The organism is Xenorhabdus santafensis (assembly GCF_033949405.1).
In the GTDB taxonomy this organism is placed as follows: domain Bacteria; phylum Pseudomonadota; class Gammaproteobacteria; order Enterobacterales; family Enterobacteriaceae; genus Xenorhabdus; species Xenorhabdus santafensis.
Map to the genome: position 1 here is coordinate 38314 of NZ_VCDN01000023.1, position 22527 is coordinate 60840.

Here is a 22527-nt window from a genome sequence, read left to right on the forward strand (position 1 = left end):
ATATTTAATGAGAATTAAACCGCTTCTTTCCCTATTTTGTCTTTTATTTTTATATACAGTGCAGTCTTATGCCCAGATACCACAGGTACTGTCACTCGCGTTTACCGAGCGGATGATCGCGATCCAAATGTTATCTTCCGCTCCGTAGGGGGCGGATTCTCACCCTATAGAACGAGCGATAATATTGAGGAACATGTTCAGGAGTACACATTTTTAGGAGAACGGGCTGAGCCTTCAATATTTGTCGTAACATCGTCAGAACGGGAGTGGTCTATTAATTGGGGGGCATTTTTTCCGATTTTAGACATAGGTTTTATGTTTATGTAAGGCATTCGTTATGGACAAGAAGAATAATGTAATGAGGAACAAGGTTATTATTTTTTGGAATATTAAAGGTTTATTTAAATATATTGGTAATATCATTTCAACTTTTTGTAATTATAACGTGTTTTTTAATCTCAGGTTCATGTTAAGATTATTTTGGTTTGTATGAATTGAATAATGGGGTAAATGTTCTATTCTTACTATTATATTCGTGTGATTTTGATATTGGGTTTTGTTAATAAATGAATCTGCATTATTTGATGCATATAAATTATGAAACATTCTGATTTATCTCAGCGTGAGGGATAAAGCTGTAATCTGCAATTTTTAATTGCTATTTATATAGGGAATATATAATGCATGAAAGAAGGAAAATATATGTTTAATTATATAAAGATATTAATTTTATTTTTTTTATCAGCATATTGTACCACTCATGTGTTTGCTCAACCCCCAACGCCACCTCCTGGCGTTGGGCAGTTAAATAGTGTGTTCAATTCTGTTGTTTTTGGGTTTGATAGAGACGATAGGCGCTATAGTGCAATCAGAAATTATGGTACTCAGCTTTTGTATCAAATCCCAGATAACTTATATGTATATTATACTTACGATCGGCAAACTTATAGAGTAAATCTAACCCCTTTGGCCGAGGACGCAGCTCGGTTTTGGGATGATGTTTTAAGCGCACGTGGTTTTAGAGTTCGTCGTGCATATACAGGAGGGCACTCAAATTTTATTATTCGTACAATACCAGATTTTGGGGATGAATCTATGCTGGCACTTACGGCAGCTCCCAACACAAGGGCATTGGAACTTGCCCAAATTTATTTTCCGAGCTTGATTTCTGAAGCGGGTATGTATATACGAAGAGAGCGTAATATAACGCCCCAGGTGGGTGAAGATCTCCGACGATATTTGGGAGAAGATCCATATACAGGATTTTTAATTCTGACTTATACTACTCTCCTTCATGAATTTGGGCATGCATTGGGTTTAGCGCATCCAGAAATAGCCGTGGACAGTAGAGATAATAATAGATACCTTCATCCTGGTGCTTATAATGATTTTTTGAGCCAAGCCGAACGATTTACTGTCGTCAGAGGAAATGATAATCCTGCTCCCCCTATTATGTTTATGAATGCAATAGATTATTTTCATTATCGCTGGTTACAGCTCCGTCGAAGAACCATTACAATGAGGAATATTGTTGCATCTCCAAATGAAATGAGCATATTGACTCGTTTCTTGGGTGATGAGTGCACTTTTATAAATATACCACCTCGAACAATTCAGACTCACGCTATTCCTCATCCTTCACGTTTTGTTGAAGAGCAATCACCTGACTGTTCAGCACTTAGAACATTTTCTCCAATTGACGAAATGATGACACCCATCTATCAAATGATGTTATTCAACTGACTGAGGTTAAAATTATAATAAAAACTAAAATGGTAATTTTTATTTGGAGTAAATAAATTATGTGAATCCAATAGATATATTTAAAGTTAATTTAAGTTGTTCAAAATAAATACCTAAGAGGAATGTGAATGCTCTTTTTTCAGAAGAAATGATTTTATTCGAAATTAGGGTCATAAGGTTTTTCCTTGCAAAAGTTATCTTTTTTAAGGTGAAATAAATATTATGAAAAAATATAAAACAATTCTATTAATAATGATGGCGCTGAGTTTTTCGGCTTATTCGAATGAAATAAAAATAACGGAGGTAATGGCTGCACCAAAACCTGCGCATGGGTATGCCTTAATGACGACTGATCTCCATAATCAAAAATCATTTTTCTAGGCTCTCTGAACAATTATAAAATTCTAGAGGGGATACATAATGAAAATTAAAACGCTTCTTTCCCTATTTTATCTTTTATTTTTATACGTAGTGCAGTCTTATGCCCAAACACCACCCAGTGTTACTCGCGTTTACCGAATGGATACACGCAATCCAAATGTTATCTTCCGTCCCGCAGAGGGCGGATTTTCTCCCGCCGGAATAAATGACAATATTGCTAAGCATGTTCAGGTAGCCAGTTTCCCAAACCCAGGGCCACCCGAAGAGGCTTCAATATTTGTTTCGACGAGTGCTTCCCGAGATTTTGCAACGCGTTGGGGAGCCGGTTTTCTGAATGGAGAGACATTTTATGTTTATGAAATACGGCCAACTCCCAATTTTTACAATACAACTTTGTCATTGCAGGCGCTTTATGACCGAACAGGTAATAGAGAGTATGAAACTTTGATGGAAACTTATGAATATCAGGAAGAATATGCAGCACGCGAAGGTATTGATGTGACGCAAATTTATAATGCTCGGGAATTTGTTTATGATCCGAATAGTGGCGGTTACGTTGAAGGTGCGCTTCATGAAAACCAGTATTATCAGGATGCAGATACAACAGTTAATCCTGATCCTTATATACCGACATCTCTGATACCCAGTGAAGTTATCGAACCTGTAACGTACTGTGCCCTTAATCGGTCTCACTCTCATTTTGAGAGTTATATGGCCAGAATTAGCAAGAGAACGGATAAATATCCATTTTTGAAAGAATTAAAGGAATGTCACGACAGCTTATTGCTAGATTCTTTCTTAAGCGCAATTTACCTCAATTAACATTCTACTTAACCTCTCTCTACCATTGAACAAGTGGAGGGAGGTTAAGTATGATTTCGGCGAAAATAGAGGAATTACCGCCCCAAATAATTATCCCAATCTTTCCAGACCGGCTGTAAACCGGATTTAACCAAGGCGTTGGCAACCTGAGAAACGGAACGATTATCATGGGGAGCAAATTGCTCTAACTCATGATGGTCATCGGCATAGCCACCTGGCTGGGTTTTGGAGCCCGCGCTGATGTTATTGATGGCAAGCGGCACAACGTGATCCCGAAAGAAGGGGGATTCACGGGTGGAAAGTGAAAGCTCCACATCCGGTGCCAGTAAGCGGAAGGCACAAATCAGTTGCACCAGCTCGGCTTCATTCATCGTCGAAGCCGGTTCAATGCCACCTGCACAGGGGCGCAGCCGTGGAAAAGAGATGGAGTAACGGCTTTTCCAGAACTGTTTTTGCAGGAACAGCAGATGCTCTGCCACCATATAACAATCGGCTCGCCAATTGTGGGAAAGCCCTATCAATGCGCCCAGCCCAATTTTATCGATTCCGGCACGGCCAAGACGTTCTGGTGTTTCCAGCCGCCAGTGAAAATCCTGTTTTTTTCCTTTCAGGTGATGCAATTGATAGCTGGGTTGATGATAGGTTTCTTGGTAGACCATCACGCCATCCAATCCCAATGTTTTCAGCTCCGCATATTCTTCTTGCGCCAGCGGTTGCACTTCCATTGAAACAGAGCTGAAGTGACGATGTATCAGGGGCAGGTAGCGGCGAAAATAATCCATGCCGACTTTGTTTTGGTGTTCGCCCGTGACCAGCAGAATATGCTCAAAGCCCAGCTTTTTCAGTGCGAGGCATTCTGCTTCGATTTCCTGTTCATTCAGTGTCTTGCGTTTAATGTGGTTACTCATGGAAAAGCCACAATAGGTGCAGTCGTTGGCACAGAGATTGGAAAGATAGAGTGGGATAAAAAATCCCACGGTACTGCCAAAACGTTGGCGGGTGAGTTGCTGCGCGCGTTGCGCCAGTGACTCAAGATAAGGCAGTGCAGCGGGGGAGAGCAAGGCCATGAAATCATCCAGTGTCAGGCGTTCACTGGCTATGGCATGCTCAACGTCTCGGGATGTTTTGCTGTTTATGTTCAGGGTGATGTCATCCCAATCCAGTTGTTCCCAGTGCTGGCGAAATGTGTTGCCGGTCATAATGCCTCCAGAAAATCAGTCAGCGGACTGGAGGCTTCAGCGTAGGTTTTCTGGCTGGCTACGCCGGCCTGATGCGAAAGCTCTCCGGCTTCAATGGCGGTTTTGAACGCCTGAGCCATTTTGACCGGATGGCGGGCAACCGCGATGGCCGTGTTGACCAGTACGGCATCCGCCCCCATTTCGATGGCCGCCAATGCGTGGCTCGGCGCGCCGATTCCGGCATCAACAACAACGGGAACGCTGGCCTGTTCGATGATAATCTGCAAAAAATCACGGGTCAGCAATCCTTTGTTGGAGCCGATAGGCGCTCCCAATGGCATGACAGCAGCGCAGCCAACCTCTTCCAGCCGTCGGCATAAAACAGGATCTGCGCCGCAGTAAGGCAGGACGATAAATCCTTCTTTCACTAATTGTTCCGCAGCTTTCAGCGTTTCAATCGGATCGGGCAGCAGATATTTGACGTCGGGGTGGATCTCAAGTTTGACCCAGTGAGTGCCTAGTGCTTCCCGGGCGAGGCGAGCGGCGAATATGGCTTCTTCGGCAGTTTTGGCACCGGAGGTATTGGGCAGGAGTTTGACGCCCAACTGTTGCAGCGGTGCAAGAATGCCATCGTTATTGCCGTGCAGATCGATGCGTTTCATCGCCATCGTCACTAATTGGCTGCCAGAGGCGCGGATCGCTTCGATCATTAATTCTGCATTGGCGAATTTGCCTGTTCCGGTGAACAGGCGAGAGTGAAAGTGAGTATCAGCAATCTTTAACATAATGAGCTCCAACGATATCAGCCACCCGCGATGGCCTGAAATAGCAAGATATTGTCCCCGTCATTAATCTGATGGATATGCCACTCTGAGCGCGGAATAATAGTCTGATTAATGGCTAAAGCGGTGCCTGATTGCGTGCGCTGTATATGCTCAAGCAATTGTTGGATTGTGAGGGGCGCACTGAGTGTGATCGGTTGATCGTTGACAATAATATTCATGCGACTTCTTTTCCTGCCTTGTTTATTCCGGTTGCAGTCATGCCGATACCGCTTTTTGCGATGATGGCGCTTTCGGCGAGTGACTGGCAAATCGGGCACTGTGAGGAGCGGGTAAGCTGCAATGTGCTCCAGCTTTGCTGTTTGCCATCAAATAACCGGAGCTTCCCGCTTAAAGGGGAGGGAAGCCCGGCAAGCATTTTGATTGCTTCCAATGATTGCAATGTGCCAATGACACCCACAATCGGGCCCAACACGCCGGCTGTCCGGCAATTGCGCTGAGGCTCTTCCTTATCCGGATAAAGGCAGGCATAGCAGCCATGTTGGTAAGGCGGTTCGAATACCATGAGCTGCCCGCTGAAACCAACGGCACTGCCGCTGATGAGCGGTTTGTTTGCCGCGATGCAGGCTGAATTGATGGCATGGCGGGTTGACATGTTATCAGTGCAATCCAGCACTAAATCGACCTGATTGACGGTTTGAATCAAAGATGCTTGATTTTGCCGCTCGGTCAGTTTTGTTATTGTAATCAACGGGTTTAAATCAGTCAGTTGCTGGGCTGCCAATTGCGCTTTATTGGCAGGGACATCTGCTGTTCGGTAAAGGATTTGGCGCTGTAGATTCGAGATGTGTAATTCGTCATTATCGGCAAGATAAAGGTTTCCCACACCCGCAGCGGCAAGATAGAGTGCCGCAGGTGCTCCCAATCCGCCGAGCCCGACAATCAGCACTTTGCTGGCTTTTAATTTTTCCTGTCCCTCTGGGCCAATGTCTTCCAACAGCAACTGGCGACTGTAACGCATAAATTCTTGATCATTTAACATAAAAGCCCCCGATCTTGACCTTCAACCAAATGAAGTAATCTGGCAGTTGCCTGCCGCCAGTCTTTTGCTTTTGTGATGGCACTGACCAATGCCACGCCGCCAACACCCGTTGCAACTACATCCGGTGCTCGTTCCAGAGAGATACCGCCGATGGCGACAGTGGGGTATTCCGGTGTGCTCTCCACTTGGTGCCTGAGTGCTTCAAGCCCTTGTGGTGATGAAGGCATCACTTTAGTTGTAGTGGGAAAAATATGCCCCAGAGCAATATATGAAGGACGCAGGGATTTCGCCCGCGCCAGTTCATTCTGATCATGGGTGGAAATCCCCAGACGCAACCCCGCTTGCTGGATGGCATTGAGGTCGGCGATATCCAGATCTTCCTGCCCTAAATGCACACCGTAGGCACGGTGCTTGATAGCCAGTCGCCAATAATCATTGATGAATAAGCGGGCATGGTAGTGCTGGCCGAGCGCGATGGCAGATTGAATATCTTTCTCAACCTGCTCCTCCGGTTTATCTTTGATACGCAATTGCAGGGTTCTAACGCCTGCTTCCAATAATCGCTCAATCCACGTCAGAGAATCCACGACAGGATACAGCCCCAATCGATGTGCAGTTGGGGCAAAAGGAGCAAGCTGGGGCGCTGATGCGTCAGGCTGATTTTTCATGGTTTGGCCTGGCATGGCTCACCTCCGCCGTATTATTTTCTACAAGGTGGTAGAGTTCGCTGCCACGGGCTCGGAATTCTTCTGACATGTGTTCCATTCCCGCGTCTTTCTCCAGTTTTGCGGCGTAATCCCGCACATCTTGCGTGATCTTCATGGAGCAGAATTTTGGTCCGCACATAGAACAGAAATGGGCAACTTTGCCGGATTCTTGCGGCAGGCTTTCATCGTGATAAGAACGGGCTGTTTCAGGATCGAGGGCCAGATTGAATTGATCTTCCCAACGGAATTCAAAACGGGCTTTTGACATGGCATTGTCGCGGATTTGGGCGCCGGGGTGGCCTTTGGCGAGATCTGCTGCATGTGCCGCGATTTTATAAGTAATCAACCCCTGTTTGACGTCTTCCTTGTTAGGCAAGCCAAGGTGCTCTTTGGGGGTGACGTAGCACAGCATGGCACATCCGAACCAGCCAATCATGGCAGCACCGATGCCGGAGGTGAAATGGTCATAACCGGGAGCGATGTCGGTCGTCAATGGTCCCAAGGTATAGAATGGCGCTTCGTGGCAATGCTCCAGTTCTTCAGTCATATTGCGGCGGATTAATTGCATCGGAATATGTCCCGGCCCTTCAATCATAACCTGAACATCGTATTCCCAAGCGACTTTGGTCAGTTCACCGAGCGTATGCAGTTCAGAAAACTGCGCTTCATCGTTGGCATCCTGAATGGAGCCCGGACGCAGACCATCTCCCAAGGAAAGGGAAACATCATATGCAGCACAAATTTCACAGATTTCGCGGAAGTGAGTGTAGAGGAAATTTTCCTGATGATGGGAGAGACACCATTTCGCCATGATGGAACCGCCACGGGAAACAATCCCGGTCAGACGCTTGGCTGTCATCGGAACATAACGCAGCAGTACACCGGCATGAATGGTGAAATAGTCCACCCCTTGTTCAGCCTGTTCCAGCAATGTGTCGCGGAACATTTCCCATGTCAGGTTTTCTGCTACGCCGTTGACTTTTTCCAGAGCCTGGTAAATCGGGACAGTGCCGATGGGCACCGGGCTGTTGCGCAGTATCCATTCACGGGTTTCGTGGATGTAGCGTCCGGTGGAGAGGTCCATAACAGTATCTGCGCCCCAGCGGGTAGACCAAATCAGTTTTTCAACTTCTTCTTCGATGGAGGATGTAACGGAGGAGTTACCGATATTGGCATTCACTTTCACCAGAAAATTACGGCCGATAATCATGGGCTCGGATTCGGGGTGGTTAATGTTGGCGGGAATAATGGCACGGCCGGCGGCAACTTCTTGGCGGACAAACTCTGGCGTGATGTTTTCCGGTAAATTGGCGCCAAAATTTTGACCCGGATGTTGCTGGAGCAGGACTTCACCACGGATGCGTTCACGGCCCATATTTTCACGCAGGGCGATAAATTCCATTTCCGGCGTAATGATGCCTTGGCGTGCATAATGCAATTGAGTAACGCACTTGCCTTGCTTGGCTTTCAACGGATGCGGGCGATGGTGGAAGCGCAGGTGATCCAACCCGGCATCCGCAAGGCGTTGTTGGGTGAAGTCGGAACTGAGGGTGGAAACCGGTTCGGTATCATTGCGCTCGTCAATCCATGTCTGGCGGAGCTTCTGCAAGCCCGTTTGTACATCCAGTATGGATTCAAGATCACCATAAGGGCCGGAAGTGTCATAAACAGGCACAGATTCATTTTCCTCAAATTGAGGATGTTCTTTTGTGCCGCCGATGAATGTTGGTGAAAGCTGGATTTCACGCATTGGAACCTGAATGTCCTTGCGCGACCCTTCCAGATAAATGCGTCGTGAATTGGGAAATGCCACACCCTGAATCGAATTGATAAATTCCTGTGCGGCATCCCGTTGGGCTTTACGAGTCCGGGCAGGGTGAGCCTTGGGAGAAAGATCTGTTGCAGGGATGACACCTGCGGTGGAGATAGCACTGTTTTGGGTGGAGGTAGAATTGGTTGTAGAGGTAGTACGGTTTTTATTAATAGCATTAGACATAGCAAATTCCTGACTTTGGTGAGTTGAGAAAATTGCTTGTCTGGAGCTCGCAGGGAGTAATGCTTGATGCTGATGAGTATTTGTACTGAGTGTAGATGTACATGATACTGGCAGCGGGGTGATTACTCTTGTTCCCTTCGCGGGTATTAGCCCGATCAGGTTCTGCGGATCCCGAATAAACGGTCTCAGCCCGTGTTCATTGTGATATACACTGAACGCTAGGCACTCCGACAAGAAAACACCTCGGAGTATAGCCATTTCTTCGACATAAATCTTGCATTAAAAATCGAGGACTTTTGGGAGTTTTTGTCTGATTCCCTTTAATATCGTGCCCAACTTGCTGTTTTAAAATCAATAAACGAAAGCGAGGTTGAGGTTATCGTCTATTCAGGCAGTAAAAATACCAATATCATATTTTGTCGGCAGAGAGTTTTTCAAATTATTCTTCGAATGAGTTACCTGATGCATAGCGTTATTTTTATTGAAGTATTTCAAAATCGCCATCGTAATCATTCAACATCGTGTTATCTGATTCCGGTGATATATACGCAATTAACTTCAAATTGCAGAAAGCAGTTTATGTTCTCCCTCGCAACACGGGGAGAACATAAATGCATCTTGAAGTACGACGAGTATATAAAATGGTGACGTAATTAGGTGGGCATGATTTCAAAGACAGACGATGAATGAATAAATTATTGGTGCATATATTGAAAAATATTATTGCAATTCATTTTGCTAGTGAGAAAAATCGATGTTGGATATAGAGAGTCGTCCCCTTTTTAGTGATTATTAAACATATATATTAATGTGAGATGATAAATGAATACTGACTGGATGAAAGACGACGTTTCAAATTTATTTGATCAATATGATGATTACTTAGAGAAACAGCTTGGATACACACCATTAATTGAAAACATTAAAGAGAGCTTGGGGCTGGATATATCAGTTCTTGATTACGGCTGTGGTGGAGGGAAAGTATCACGTCTGTTAGTTGCTAAAGGTATAAAAACAGTGACAGGTGTTGATATTTCACAAACTATGGTGAATAAGGCCTCCAGTCACATCAATCGTGGTAATAGTTATTATCACCAAATTAGAAGCGGGGCTCTGGATTTCAATGATGGTGTTTTCGATGCAGCAATATGTTGTTATGTTTTTATTGTTAATAGTGAAAAATCTTCATTATTAAAAATTGCCAAGGAAATTTATAGGACATTAAAAAATAATGGCATTTTTTATATATTAGATACCAATCCAGACTCAACAGGGATTAAATTCAGTTCGTTTATGAATGGTGACCCAAATAAGAAGTACAGTGATGGAGAAATCAAGCCTGTTTATTTAGATATTCCTGATGGGGGTATTTTTGAGATTTCAGACACACATTGGCATAAAGACACGTATTATACGATATTGAATGAAGCAGGATTCAAGAATATTGAGATTTTTGAATATTGTGATAGTAGCCTTAATAAGGGTGCCGGTAATGAAAAAAATTACCCACCTTTCGTCATGTTCAAAGCAACAAAATGCTAGATGTTTTATATCGGAATATCTGGCTAATGGGATTCCTAACTTGTGATTGAAATGCCAGTCAGGAATTCCATGTAACTCATTTCGAAGATAATGTTAAAATGGAATTCATGAATTTAAATAAATTGAGGGCCAACCGATATATTTTCGGGCTATTGCTAGCTGTGATGGCAACGTATCTCTATTATCTTAAAGGTATTCCCGTAAAAGCCATGTTCAAAATGGTTGGGAGCATTTGGTTCTGTAGCAGCAGCGGTAATGGCAGTAATCATCCTGTCAGAACCATTAGAAGTTTACATCTTTCGCCTTTTAAGTTGCCTCTTTGTTGGTTGTACTCATTCACTTCGGGCACACTGTTATCTATGCTCCGGGGATGAGTGTTGAGCATGTGGCTCATAATAAATTTTATTAGATAGTTAAAATATAGCTTGCTTAATATTCGAGCTCATGCGTTAATAGCGGCGTCGGTTTGAAAGACAGACCTCATACAAAGCAGTTTATTAAAGCAGTTCTCATTTCAGGCGTTATCCTAGATATACCCCCCTTTTTGAGTACCTCCATTAAGCGCTAAGTAGTTTCTGTAAAACAGGCCATGTTCGCCTATGAAGGTTCAATCAAAGGAAATATCAAATGTCTAATAAAATGACTGGTTTAGTAAAATGGTTTAATGCAGATAAAGGTTTTGGTTTTATCTCTCCTGCTGATGGAAGCAAAGATGTGTTTGTACACTTCTCCGCTATTCAGAGCAACGAATATCGCACTTTGGATGAAGGCCAGAAGGTCGAGTTCACCATTGAGGAAGGCGCCAAAGGCCCAGCAGCAGCAAACGTTGTGCCTGCATAAAGCTTCCCCTGAATCCCTTCCTCTGCGATAACGAAGATGGCTTCTGGCCTGAGTGGACAGAGTGAGGGATGTCAGAATATTTTCAGTGACCGATAGGGGTAAAACCAAATCGGTTTCTGAATCAACGCAGTAAGTCAGTATCGTACGATCTTCCCGTCTTCCTAAAACATCCCTTTCTGATTGCATTACCAATCTTGAATTTTTGCCTGTTCTATTGTTCTAAAAATAAAATAATTACCGTTCTAAAGCCCAATTTAATGCCGTCCATCCACGTGCATCGGCTTCTGATTGCAATCTGGGATCCGCATTGACAGTAAATACTTCGTCAGCGAATAAGCACATGGGCAAATCATTGATGGAATCGGTGTAGAATGAGATGCGTTGTGGTGACAAATCTTGTTCTGTGAGCCACTGTTTTAAACGAGTCACTTTCCCTTCACGGAAGGCCGGAATTCCCTGAATATTGCCAGTATAGCAGCCATCTTCCATCACCATATCAATTCCCAGTGCGGCTTGTACGCCAAACGCTTCAGCAATTTTCTTCACTACAAATGAGACGGTGGCGGAAATGATAATGATGGGGATGTGTTGTTGTCGGTAAATGTCCAATTGTTGCAGGGCCGCAGGGTAAAATAAGGGCCTGATTTTATTATCGACAAAATCGGTCAGCCAGACATCTACCTGTTCATGGGGAACTTGATACAGCGCTTGCAAGCTGCATGCCAGATATTTATGCATATCCAGCTTGCCTGCATTGTAATCAATGATCATTTCTTGATCGGCTTCAATAAAACGGGGATCAGTGATGATTTTTTTCTCCCAGAGATATTGTGTCCATAGCTGGCTGGAGTCTCCATTAATCAGTGTTTCATCCAGATCAAATACGGCAATGTGCTGTGACATGATGGCTATTCCTTTGATAATTATTTATTAGTTTGGCTAATGTAGCAGATTGCAGACGAGAGATACTGAAAAGAGTATGCTGGATTTGAACAAACGCCATAACGACGATGGCATAACTCATGATGGAACAGATAATGCAACAGAAATTAACCGGTATAGAACAAGGCTGGTGGATTGTCAGTCTTGAAAATCGAGTATGGCTGCCACAGGGAGAGTTGCCGTCAGGCACTGCCAAACAATGGTCATTGCAAGGTCATATCGCACAACCTATTGGTGAATGGCGGGGAGAAACCGTTTGGCTGGTTCGTCATAAAATGGCTTCAGATATGTCTTCTTCCCGTCTGATTGCTGATAGGGATGCTAAATTGTTTCAATTAGTCGGGCGTGGTGTTCAATTGGCTGAATTTTATCGCTCACACCACTATTGTGGTTATTGTGGCCATGAGATGCAGCATAGCCAGCACGAATGGGCTTGTTTGTGCAGCCATTGCAAGGAACGTTACTATCCGCAAATTGCGCCCAGCATTATTGTTGGTATCCGCCGCGATGACCAGATTTTGCTGGCGCAGCACCAGCGCAGTAAAAATGGTATGCATAGTGTGCTTGCCGGGTTTGTTGAGGTCGGTGAAACATTGGAAGAAACCGTGCATCGTGAAGTGATGGAAGAAAGCGGTATTAAGATCCGTAACTTGCGTTATGTTACTTCACAGCCTTGGCCTTTCCCGAATTCAATGATGGTGGGCTTTCTGGCCGATTATGACAGCGGTGAAATCACTGTTGATCCGGTGGAACTTGTCAGTGCAGATTGGTATCACTACGACAATCTGCCTTTGATCCCTTCCTCTGATACGATTGCCCGCCGTTTAATTGAAGATACGGTGGCGTTGTGTCGCCAGCATAGAGGCTAATCGCGCGATAAGTTGCTCATGTCTTACTAACGACTGGTTTTCACCAGTTGTGAATTTTCATCAACTAATTGAGCATAACAACGCGATTCTAAAAATGAGTACCCTCGCCTGTATTGGGCGAGGGCGTAGGGTGCTTTGGTGTGTTGGTATTATTCTTCGAGCCCGCGGTTTTTCAGCATTGACTCAATGCTTGGTGGCTTTCCACGCCAGTTGATATACAGTTTTTCCAAATCTTCACTGTTGCCACGAGACAATATCTTATCGCGGAAAATCTGCCCGTTCTCGCGCGTCAGCCCCCCGTGTTCGGTAAACCAGGCAAAAGCATCGTCTGACAGCATTTTCGTCCACAAATAAGCATAATAGCCGGCAGAATAACCGCCCCCCCAAATGTGCTTGAAGTAGCTGGAACGATAACGTGGCGGCACGTAGCTGAGAGCAATCTTATCTTGCTTCAGTGAATTGGCTTCAAATTTGTCCACGTCCTGCTGTGGCTGATCGGCGGTCAGCATATGCCAGTGCATATCCAGCAACGCCGCTGACAGCAGTTCAGTCATGTCATAACCTGAGTTGAATTTTTTGGCTTTATTGATTTTATCCACCAGTGCTTGCGGCATTGCTTCGCCTGTTTGGTAATGTCTGGCGTAGTGGGCAAACACTTTTGGATCTTGCGCCCAAAACTCATTGAATTGTGACGGGAATTCCACAAAATCACGGGCAGTGCTGGTGCCGGACAGGCTCGAGTATTCCTGAGAGGCAAACATGCCGTGCAGGGCATGCCCAAATTCATGGAACATGGTAATCACATCATCGTACGACAAGAGGGCAGGTTGACCCGGCGCAGGTTTGGTAAAGTTGGTCACGTTGTAAATGACAGGCTTGGTGCCGAGGAGTTTGGATTGGTCGACAAAATTACTCATCCAAGCACCGCCATTTTTATTGTCGCGTGCATAGTAATCGGTATAAAACAGCGCCAGAGGTTCTCCGTTTTTATCGAAGATTTCATACACGCGGACATCGGGTTGGTAAACCGGAATGTCTTTGCGTTCTTTAAAGGTAATGCCATACAGCAAATTGGCGGCATAGAACACGCCATTGTTCAAAACGTTATTCAGCTCAAAATAGGGTTTAATCTGAGATTCATCCAAATCATATTTTGCCTTGCGTACCTGTTCGGCGTAAAACGGCCAATCCCAAGCCTCCAGTTTGAAGTTCCCTTTTTGTTGATCAATCATCGCCTGAATGTCTTTGGCTTCACTTTCAGCGCGTGCAGTTGCCGCTGGTACGATATCTCGCAGGAATTTCAATGCGGCTTCAGGTGTTTTTGCCATCTGATCTTGTAGTTTCCACGATGCAAAATCAGCAAAGCCGAGCAGCTTGGCTTTCTCTGCGCGGACTTTCGCTAACCGGGCCAAGATTTGACGCGTGTCCGTATTGTCACCTTTTTCAGCACGGCTCCACGATGCTTCAAATAATGCCTTGCGAGTATCGCGATTTTTCAGATCTTGCAGGCTGGGTTGCTGAGTGGTGTTTTGCAATGCCAGCAGCCATTGTTTATCCAGCTTACGTTCACTGGCAGCCTGCGCAGCTGCAGCAATTTCCCCATCAGACAGGCCGTTCAGTAAGCTTTTGTCTTTGATCGTCAGTGCACTATTTTTGGTTGCTGCCAGCAGCTTGTTGCTGAACTGGGTGCTGAGTGTTGCGGCTTCCTGATTCAAAGCTTTTAATTTTGCTTTATCCGCATCAGACAGGTTGGCTCCGGCTAATTCGAAATCCTTATAAGTCACTTCCACCAATCGACGTGATTCAGGATCCAGATTCAATGTATCGAGCTGTTGGTAAATGGTTTTGATGCGGCTGAACAGCTTGCCGTTCAACGTTATTTCATCACTCATCGCTGCCATTTTTGGCGAAACTTCTTCACTCAGTTTTTGCAACCCTTCCGAGGTATTGGAGGAGGTCATTGCCCAAAATACGTTCGCCACCCGTGCCAGCGTTTCGCCCGATTTTTCCATTGCAGCAAAGGTATTTTCAAAATCAGGAGGGGCTGGATTGTTGGCGATCTTTTCTATTTCCTCCAGTTTCTGCTTAATACCCACCGCAATGGCCGGTGCATAGTCTGTCTCTTTTATTTTATCGAATGGAGGTGCCTGAAACGGCAACACACTCGGGGAGAGAAAAGGGTTTTGGTTTTTGTGTTGCTGTTGATTCACTTTATTGGTCACATTCACTTCCTTTATCTGAGCACTTGAGGCGTTTGAGTGGCCAGAACCCGGTTTATTCTCTTCAGCCTGTGCCTGAGTGCCCAGCGCCAAACCAATAGACAGTACTAAAATAGATAAGCGCATTAGTCGAAATTCCTCCATGTGGATCTAATAGGTTATTTATCAGTGAAAAAACTTCACAAGCGTTTTGATACAGCCGATTAACCACGGTCAATTAACTAACGTAAACAATCTATCCAACGATTAACTCAGAGTGCGAACTTAATGAGGGGGTATGGTATTGCGATAAACAATGTTTTTTTTGGTGTAATGCATAGATAACATTTAATTAACATCATGGTCGCGATTAATCAGTGTGCATAGTTCTTGTTACGAATTTTGTGATTCCGTACATAAATTTTTTTCATCTAAAAGGTGATTTGGTGGACGGGGGGATATTTATTGGTGGTCGCGACGGAAGTTCGGTTTACGACGTGTTATCATGCGGGCGCTTTTTGTTGATAATCAAGGGAGCCTGTCATGAATGAGTTGAAAAACGACCGCTATCTGCGTGCCTTATTGCGTCAGCCTGTTGATATTACACCTGTATGGATGATGCGTCAGGCCGGTCGGTATTTACCTGAGTATAAAGCTACGCGTCAGGAGGCGGGAGATTTCATCTCATTGTGCAAAAACACTGAGCTGGCTTGTGAAGTAACGCTTCAACCTTTGCGCCGTTTCCCGCTGGATGCAGCCATTCTGTTTTCCGATATTCTGACTATTCCCGACGCCATGGGGCTGGGTCTCTATTTTGAAGCGGGAGAAGGGCCACGTTTCCACTCTCCGATTATGAATCATGCCGATGTGGAAAAGTTGCCTGTGCCAGATCCAGAGCAAGAGCTGGGTTATGTCATGGATGCAGTGCGTGCCATTCGCAAGGCACTGGCAGGAGAAGTGCCCCTGATAGGTTTTTCTGGCAGTCCGTGGACACTGGCAACGTATATGGTTGAAGGGGGAAGCAGCAAAGCTTTCACCAAAATTAAAGCAATGATGTATGCCGAGCCTGCCACATTGCATATGCTGCTGGATAAATTGGCAAACAGCGTTATTCTATATTTGAACGCGCAGATAAAAGCGGGCGCTCAATCTGTCATGATTTTCGATACTTGGGGTGGTGTGTTGTCCCATCGCGATTATCCGGAATTCTCTTTGCAATATATGCATAAAATTGTCGATGGATTGATCCGTGAGCATGAAGGTCGCCGTGTGCCTGTTACCCTGTTTACCAAAGGGGGAGGCCAGTGGCTTGAGGCAATGGCGGCAACAGGGTGTGATGCGCTTGGGTTGGATTGGACAACGAATCTTGCTGACGCGCGTCGTCGTGTCGGGGATAAGGTAGCGTTGCAGGGAAATATGGATCCCTCCATGCTATATGCTCAACCGGCACGAATCGAAGAAGAAGTTTCGACTATCTTGCAGGATTTCGGGGCTGGCAGCGGGCACGTTTTCAATTTGGGACACGGTATCCATCAGGATGTTCCACCAGAGCATGCTGGTGTGTTTGTTGAGGCCGTTCATCGGCTTTCAGCAAAATATCATCAATAAAATTATGATTGATACAAAGGCACTACGTCAGGAACAGATAGAAAAATCACGGCTGGTTATCCGCCATGATTCCTTTTCTACAACGCCAAATTTTACCCCAAAATTTATTGCGGGTGCTGATGTTGGATTTGAAAATGGTGGTGCGGTAACCCGTGCCGCCATTGCGATATTGCATTATCCCTCCCTTGAATTGGTTGAGTATCAAATTGCCAAAGTCGATACGGTACTCCCCTATATTCCTGGTTTACTCTCATTTCGTGAATATCCTGCATTGATGGCTGCATGGCAGACCATAAAGCAGCGGCCCGATTTGATCATGGTGGATGGGCAGGGGATTGCCCATCCCCGGCGCTTTGGGATTGCCAGCCATTTTGGGTTGTTAGTGGATACGCCGACAATCGGGGTGGCGAAAAGCCGTTTGTGCGGTGAACATGAAGCGGTGGGAGATGCTCCGGGAAGTCGGCAGCCATTAATGGATCACGGGGAGCAGATTGGCGTCGTATTACGCAGCAAAAAAAGATGCAATCCACTCTATATTTCCATCGGTCACCAGATAAGCATTGATAGTGCAACCTATTGGGTCGAGCAGTGCATGAGAGGTTATAGACTGCCAGAACCGACTCGTTGGGCGGATGGGATCGCCTCAAATAGACCGTTTTTTGAGCAAACAATACAGAAAAGTCTATAATTGTGGCGGAAATGTGTGGATATTCTTGATTTTCAGGTAAACTTCGACGCAAATTAGGCATCATGAGTAACGACCAATGTTAAGAAACCCGATCCACCTGAGATTGGAGAAACTCGAAAGTTGGCAACATTTGACTTTTATGGCTAGTCTATGTGAGCGGATGTATCCAAATTATCAGGTGTTTTGTCACCAAAGCGAGTTTACAGATCCCACCTTATATCGCCGAATTTTAGATTTGGTGTGGGAGATTTTGGTCGTCAAAGATGCAAAAGTGAATTTTGATAATCAGCTGGAAAAATTGGAAACCATCATTCCCTCATCAGAAAATTATGATATTTATGGTGTGTATCCAGCGATTGATGCGTGCATTGCATTGGGTGAAACAATTCATTCTCGTCTGAGTGGCTCGACGTTAGAACATGCAATAGCCGTCAGTGAAATATCCATCCGTACTGTTGCCATGCTGGAAATGACGCAGGCAGGTAGGGAAATGACCGAGGATGAATTAAAAGTATTACCTGCCATTGAGGAAGAGTGGGATATTCAGTGGGAGATCTTCCGTTTATTAGCTGATTGCGAAGAGCGGGACATTGAATTGATTAAAGGATTAAAGGCTGATCTCCGTGAGGCGGGGGTTAGCAACATCGGCATAAATTTGGCGCAGTAACACATAAAACGTGACTTAGTGCTTGATTTGCCGTATTTAAAGGCTTCACATTTGCCCTCACTCTGTTTTACATTGGGGGGCGAAAAGAAGTGGCTATCGGTGCGTGTATGCAGGGGTGCTGTCAAATCGGCATATCCGTCGCACTCGATGCTTTGCAAACGATAAACACACTGTAAGGATAATCTATGAATAAGACCGAATTAGTTGATGCAATTGCAGCAGGCGCAGATCTGACTAAAACTCAGGCTAAAGCTGCTCTGGAGTCAACTTTGAATGCAATCACCGAATCTCTGAAAAGTGGTGATGCAGTGCAGTTGGTTGGCTTTGGTACTTTCAAAGTTAATCACCGTGCAGAGCGTACTGGCCGTAACCCACAGACCGGTAAAGAAATCAAAATTGCTGCAGCAAACGTACCTGCTTTCTCAGCGGGTAAAGCCCTGAAAGACGCAGTTAAATAATTGCATTGCAAAAAAAAATAAGAGGGGGAAAATCAAAACCCCTTTTGTTGATTCTACAGGGGCTGTTAGCATTAGGGTTCATCTCTTTGCTCAGCGCCTGTTCGATTCAATCAAACATCCCACTTTTCAGTGCCAGTGGTTTTGTAACTGGCGACGGCGTCGTCCGTTTATGGCGCTTGAATGATCAAAACAGTAAACCTCAAGTCATTATGAGTGTTTACAGCCCCTACCATCATAAAGATACCACCGTTACTTTCTATGAATACCGCCACGGCAATTTATGGCAGATCCGCCGTAATGTGCTTGGTCATTCTCCAATGGAAGATGCTCCAATAACAGAAACGCTGCGTATCGACCAAAATAATTCGGTCATTTTCAAGTTGCGGCAATTAAAAGATCGCAATGAAAAACTCACTGACGACGATATTTTGCGTTTACGGTTTGGCGCTGAACAAATAAAAGATATCAGCGATTCCTTGATTGCAGGTAATGTCAAACTGCTGCAAGGGCATTGGCAGCATGGGCAAGTCACCGCCTGTTCAGGGAAACAAGCGTTTGTTGAGTTTAAATTTGGTGACCAAAAGTGGTTGGCGGAGAGGCAAAGTAACAGCTCCGGCCCATTAACCATTGCATGGCTGGATTCACCAAAAGGAAACCAGCTACTATTGGTCGCCAATGATGATTTTTGCCGTTGGGAACCGACGAAAGATAAGCTGTAACTTTCGCCAGTTCAGGCTGACTTATTGTGAGTGCGCCTACTTTAAACGGTCAATGGCCCGATAACCGATGTCTTTGCGGTAAAAACAGCCGTCCCAATGAATGTACCCGGCTCTCTGGTATGCTTTTTCCTGTGCATCTTTAATATCGTTACCTAAGGCGGTGACACATAAAACCCGACCGCCCGCAGTGACAATTTTTCCTTCCTCAAATTGAGTTCCTGCGTGGAAGACTTTTTTATCGGCGCTTTCATCTTGCGTTAAGCCGTGGATGGTATTCCCCTTGGCATAACCGGCCGGATAGCCTCCAGCCGCCAGTACTACGCCGAGTGCAGGGCGGGGATCCCATGAAGAGATTTTTCCACCCAATTGCCCTTTGGTACCAGCAAGACACAGTTCAACTAAATCAGATCGCAGGCGCATCATGATGGGCTGTGTTTCGGGATCACCAAGACGGCAGTTAAATTCGATAACTTTTGGCTCGCCTTGCTTATTAATTATCAAGCCTGCATAAAGGAAACCAATATAGGTGTGCCCTTCGGCAGCCATTCCTTCAACAGTGGGATAAATGATCTTTTCCATGACGCGCTGGTGAATCTCATCCGTCACGACTGGTGCCGGAGAATAAGCCCCCATGCCTCCGGTATTCGGCCCGGTATCACCATCGCCTACACGTTTGTGATCCTGACTGGTCGCCATGGGAACCACGTTTTTGCCATCCACCATAACAATAAAACTGGCTTCTTCCCCATCCAGAAATTCTTCAATGACAATGCGATGCCCGGCATCACCAAATGCATTATCTGCCAGCATACCTTTGACGGCACTCTGTGCCTCTTCCATTGTCATGGCGACAACAACACCTTTACCGGCAGCCAGTCCATCAGCTTTAATGACAATTGGCACACCCATTGTTTCCAAGTAATCCAGAGCGGGTTCTATTTCCGTGAAATTTTGATAAGCCGCGGTGGGAATATGGTGGCGGGCCAGAAAATCCTTCGTAAACGTTTTGGAACCTTCCAATTGAGCCGCTGCTTGTGTCGGGCCAAAAATAGTTAATCCTGCTTGCTGGAAAGCATCAACAGTTCCTATCACCAAAGGCGCTTCAGGCCCAACAATGGTCAGGCCGATATCATAGTCTTGGGCAAATTTCAGTAATCCATCAATATCGGTTGCAGCAATCTCCACGTTTTCCAAGTTCGCTTCCAGCGCAGTGCCTGCATTGCCCGGTGCGACATATACCTTATCTGCCAAAGGCGATTGTGCCGCTTTCCATGCCAATGCATGTTCTCTCCCGCCGTTGCCAATGATCAATATGTTCATCTAAGACTCCTATATAAAGATAAAGCAGAAGATGTTAATGACGGAAATGGCGCATGCCTGTGAAGATCATAGCAATCCCATGCTCATCAGCAGCCGCAATGACTTCATCATCACGAATGGAGCCTCCCGGTTGGATAACGCAGCTGACACCCACTGAGGCAGCAGCATCAATGCCGTCCCGGAATGGGAAAAAAGCATCGGAAGCCATGGCACAGCCCTGAACTTCCAATCCCTCATCTGCTGCCTTAATGCCTGCTATCTTGGCGGAGTAAACACGGCTCATTTGCCCGGCACCGATACCAATCGTCATATTATTCTTGGCGTAAACAATGGCATTGGATTTAACGAACTTCGCCACTTTCCAGCAGAACAGTGCATCCTGCATTTCCTGTGCTGTTGGTTGACGCTGGGTTACGACGCGCAGATCACCTTCGGCAACCATACCTAAATCACGGTCTTGTACCAGCAACCCACCATTAACACGTTTGAAATCGAACCCTGCAACGGGGGAATGCCATTCGCCACATGCCAGAACCCGGACATTTTGCTTGGCCGCCAGAATAGGCAGGGCAGCTTCATCAATAGAAGGCGCGATAATGACTTCAACAAACTGGCGCTCAATGATGGACTTGGCAGTTTCCACATCCAGAGCGCGGTTAAACGCAATGATGCCGCCAAATGCAGAGGTAGGATCGGTTTTGAACGCCAGATCATAAGCCGCATGAATATCAGCACTGGTTGCAACACCGCAAGGGTTGGCGTGTTTAACAATCACACAAGCCGGTTCAGAAAAGGCTTTGACACATTCCAGTGCGGCGTCAGTATCCGCGATATTGTTATAAGAGAGCGCCTTGCCTTGTAACTGAGTTGCTGTCGCGATTGATGCCTCAGCAATTTGTTCTTCTATATAGAAGGCTGCATCTTGATGGCTGTTTTCGCCATAACGCATATCTTGCTTTTTAATGAGGTTCAAATTCAGGGTGCGGGGGAAGCGTCCTGATGGTTGGTCAGTATCACCATGATAAGGTACAACCAATTTGCCAAAGTAATTGGCAATCATGCTGTCGTAAGCGGCGGTATGTTCAAATGCCTTGATGGCCAAGTCAAAGCGAGTAGCGTGTGTCAGTGAATTTTGGTGGCTATCCATCTCTGCAATAATTTTGCCGTAATCCTGATTGTTGACAACAATCGTGACATCCTTGTGATTCTTGGCCGCAGAGCGAACCATTGTCGGGCCGCCGATATCAATGTTCTCAATGGCATCTTCCAGAGAGCAGCCCGGTTTTGCGACAGTTTGTGCAAAAGGATAAAGATTAACGACAACCATATCTATTGGCGCAATGTGATGTTGCGTCATTACGTCATCGTCCAGTCCACGGCGACCCAAAATGCCACCATGAATTTTGGGATGCAGCGTTTTAACTCGTCCATCCATCATTTCAGGGAAGCCGGTGTGATCCGAAACTTCGGTGACGTTTAGCCCGGCTTCAGACAACAGGCGAGCAGTGCCACCTGTTGAAAGCAGTTCAACATCACGATTGGATAAAGCCTTGGCGAATTCTACAACCCCCGCTTTGTCAGAAACACTTAGCAGGGCACGACGGATTGGACGAAGCTGTTGCATTGGTGTGATCCCTTGAATTTCATAAAACAAGAATGTGTTATTGAGAAAAACGACTCATTAAGAGAAAAAAATGGCTTCTGCAATAACATTTCAAAACAAACTAAAAAATCATGTGGTGATTTTTACCTCGCAGATTGTAGCGCAAACGTTTGCGCGATGCTCGACAAATTTTGCCGAAATATCAGATTGTGAATAACTCTGTGTTTAACATGGTATAAATAGGGGTTTTGCTGTGTAATACAGCAAACGGTAATTTTTATTGAAAAAAACTATTGTCACTTCCGTAAAACTCCCTATAATGCGCCACCACTGACCGACGCTGAGCTGAGACAAGCCGCTGAGGGAAGTGAGAGAAAAGCGAAAATAAACGCTTGACTCTCGAGGCGAAAAGCGTAAGATAC

Annotated in this window: 20 protein-coding genes and 1 riboswitch; of the genes, 10 read left to right on the forward strand and 10 right to left on the reverse strand. The window is 45.4% G+C overall.

The window, feature by feature from the left end; translation table 11 throughout:
• Nucleotides 1–684 precede the first annotated feature (684 nt).
• Together FE392_RS07305 and FE392_RS07310 are read left to right on the forward strand one after the other, a co-directional pair.
• Nucleotides 685–1743: a hypothetical protein gene (locus FE392_RS07305; RefSeq protein ID WP_319929571.1), complete on the forward strand. Its 1059-nt coding sequence runs from the start codon at nucleotides 685–687 to the stop codon at nucleotides 1741–1743.
• 420 nt (nucleotides 1744–2163) lie between these two features.
• Nucleotides 2164–2946, forward strand: a complete 783-nt coding sequence (locus FE392_RS07310) for an enterotoxin A family protein (protein WP_319929572.1) — start codon at nucleotides 2164–2166, stop codon at nucleotides 2944–2946.
• A 74-nt stretch (nucleotides 2947–3020) separates the two neighbouring features.
• Here the strand turns inward: FE392_RS07310 and thiH are convergent, their stop codons facing one another.
• Genes thiH through thiC form a run of 6 tightly spaced genes read right to left on the reverse strand, consistent with a single transcriptional unit; the run spans nucleotide 3021 to nucleotide 8582 of the window.
• On the reverse strand, nucleotides 3021–4145 hold the full coding sequence (gene thiH / locus FE392_RS07315; RefSeq protein WP_319929573.1) for a 2-iminoacetate synthase ThiH: 1125 nt from the start codon (nucleotides 4143–4145) through the stop codon (nucleotides 3021–3023).
• Entirely contained in the window at nucleotides 4142–4909 is a 768-nt protein-coding gene (locus FE392_RS07320) for a thiazole synthase (RefSeq protein WP_319929574.1), read from the reverse strand. Before FE392_RS07320 ends, thiH begins: the two co-directional genes overlap by 4 nt.
• Before the next feature lie 17 nt (nucleotides 4910–4926).
• A complete protein-coding gene (gene thiS / locus FE392_RS07325; protein ID WP_319929575.1) occupies nucleotides 4927–5127 on the reverse strand; it encodes a sulfur carrier protein ThiS in 201 nt (66 codons plus the stop codon).
• The gene (locus FE392_RS07330) at nucleotides 5124–5948 is read right to left on the reverse strand and encodes a HesA/MoeB/ThiF family protein (protein WP_319929576.1); all 825 of its coding nucleotides are present in this window, start codon (nucleotides 5946–5948) and stop codon (nucleotides 5124–5126) included. Before FE392_RS07330 ends, thiS begins: the two co-directional genes overlap by 4 nt.
• Entirely contained in the window at nucleotides 5942–6616 is a 675-nt protein-coding gene (gene thiE / locus FE392_RS07335) for a thiamine phosphate synthase (RefSeq protein ID WP_319929589.1), read from the reverse strand. Before thiE ends, FE392_RS07330 begins: the two co-directional genes overlap by 7 nt.
• Entirely contained in the window at nucleotides 6600–8582 is a 1983-nt protein-coding gene (gene thiC, locus FE392_RS07340; RefSeq protein ID WP_319929590.1) for a phosphomethylpyrimidine synthase ThiC, read from the reverse strand. The genes thiE and thiC overlap by 17 nt, the downstream gene beginning before the upstream one ends.
• A gap of 184 nt (nucleotides 8583–8766) precedes the next feature.
• Nucleotides 8767–8891: riboswitch (TPP riboswitch) on the reverse strand.
• Nucleotides 8892–9473: 582 nt separating this feature from the next.
• Here thiC and FE392_RS07345 point away from each other — a divergent pair.
• Together FE392_RS07345 and cspG are read left to right on the forward strand one after the other, a co-directional pair.
• Nucleotides 9474–10193 (forward strand): class I SAM-dependent DNA methyltransferase, encoded by a 720-nt coding sequence (locus FE392_RS07345; protein WP_319929577.1) that lies wholly within the window; start codon nucleotides 9474–9476, stop codon nucleotides 10191–10193.
• Between the two features lie 627 nt (nucleotides 10194–10820).
• The gene (gene cspG / locus FE392_RS07350; RefSeq protein ID WP_319929578.1) at nucleotides 10821–11033 is read left to right on the forward strand and encodes a cold shock protein CspG; all 213 of its coding nucleotides are present in this window, start codon (nucleotides 10821–10823) and stop codon (nucleotides 11031–11033) included.
• 234 nt (nucleotides 11034–11267) lie between these two features.
• Here cspG and FE392_RS07355 read toward each other — a convergent pair whose 3' ends face one another.
• Nucleotides 11268–11936, reverse strand: a complete 669-nt coding sequence (locus FE392_RS07355) for an HAD family hydrolase (protein ID WP_319929579.1) — start codon at nucleotides 11934–11936, stop codon at nucleotides 11268–11270.
• A gap of 134 nt (nucleotides 11937–12070) precedes the next feature.
• Between FE392_RS07355 and nudC the strand changes: the two genes are divergently transcribed.
• A complete protein-coding gene (gene nudC, locus FE392_RS07360) occupies nucleotides 12071–12844 on the forward strand; it encodes an NAD(+) diphosphatase (protein WP_319929580.1) in 774 nt (257 codons plus the stop codon).
• Nucleotides 12845–12993: 149 nt separating this feature from the next.
• Here the strand turns inward: nudC and dcp are convergent, their stop codons facing one another.
• Nucleotides 12994–15189, reverse strand: coding sequence for a peptidyl-dipeptidase Dcp (gene dcp / locus FE392_RS07365; protein ID WP_319929581.1), 2196 nt, complete (start codon nucleotides 15187–15189; stop codon nucleotides 12994–12996).
• Between the two features lie 396 nt (nucleotides 15190–15585).
• Here dcp and hemE point away from each other — a divergent pair, with 396 nt between their 5' ends.
• The 5 genes from hemE (at nucleotide 15586) to FE392_RS07390 (ending at nucleotide 19182) form a co-directional block, all read left to right on the forward strand.
• Nucleotides 15586–16650 (forward strand): uroporphyrinogen decarboxylase, encoded by a 1065-nt coding sequence (gene hemE, locus FE392_RS07370; RefSeq protein ID WP_319929582.1) that lies wholly within the window; start codon nucleotides 15586–15588, stop codon nucleotides 16648–16650.
• A gap of 4 nt (nucleotides 16651–16654) precedes the next feature.
• Complete coding sequence (nfi, locus tag FE392_RS07375; RefSeq protein ID WP_319929583.1) at nucleotides 16655–17338, forward strand: deoxyribonuclease V; 684 nt, start codon at nucleotides 16655–16657, stop codon at nucleotides 17336–17338.
• A 76-nt stretch (nucleotides 17339–17414) separates the two neighbouring features.
• Nucleotides 17415–18005, forward strand: coding sequence for a YjaG family protein (locus FE392_RS07380; RefSeq protein WP_319929584.1), 591 nt, complete (start codon nucleotides 17415–17417; stop codon nucleotides 18003–18005).
• A gap of 185 nt (nucleotides 18006–18190) precedes the next feature.
• Nucleotides 18191–18463: a nucleoid-associated protein HU-alpha gene (gene hupA / locus FE392_RS07385; protein ID WP_086114022.1), complete on the forward strand. Its 273-nt coding sequence runs from the start codon at nucleotides 18191–18193 to the stop codon at nucleotides 18461–18463.
• Nucleotides 18464–18513: 50 nt separating this feature from the next.
• Nucleotides 18514–19182 carry a DUF1481 domain-containing protein gene (locus FE392_RS07390; protein ID WP_319929591.1) on the forward strand — a complete coding sequence of 223 codons (669 nt, stop codon included), beginning with the start codon at nucleotides 18514–18516 and terminating at the stop codon, nucleotides 19180–19182.
• Between the two features lie 36 nt (nucleotides 19183–19218).
• Here FE392_RS07390 and purD read toward each other — a convergent pair whose 3' ends face one another.
• Both purD and purH read right to left on the reverse strand, forming a co-directional pair.
• On the reverse strand, nucleotides 19219–20502 hold the full coding sequence (purD, locus tag FE392_RS07395) for a phosphoribosylamine--glycine ligase (RefSeq protein WP_319929585.1): 1284 nt from the start codon (nucleotides 20500–20502) through the stop codon (nucleotides 19219–19221).
• 34 nt (nucleotides 20503–20536) lie between these two features.
• Nucleotides 20537–22126, reverse strand: coding sequence for a bifunctional phosphoribosylaminoimidazolecarboxamide formyltransferase/IMP cyclohydrolase (gene purH, locus FE392_RS07400; protein ID WP_319929586.1), 1590 nt, complete (start codon nucleotides 22124–22126; stop codon nucleotides 20537–20539).
• Nucleotides 22127–22527 lie beyond the last annotated feature (401 nt).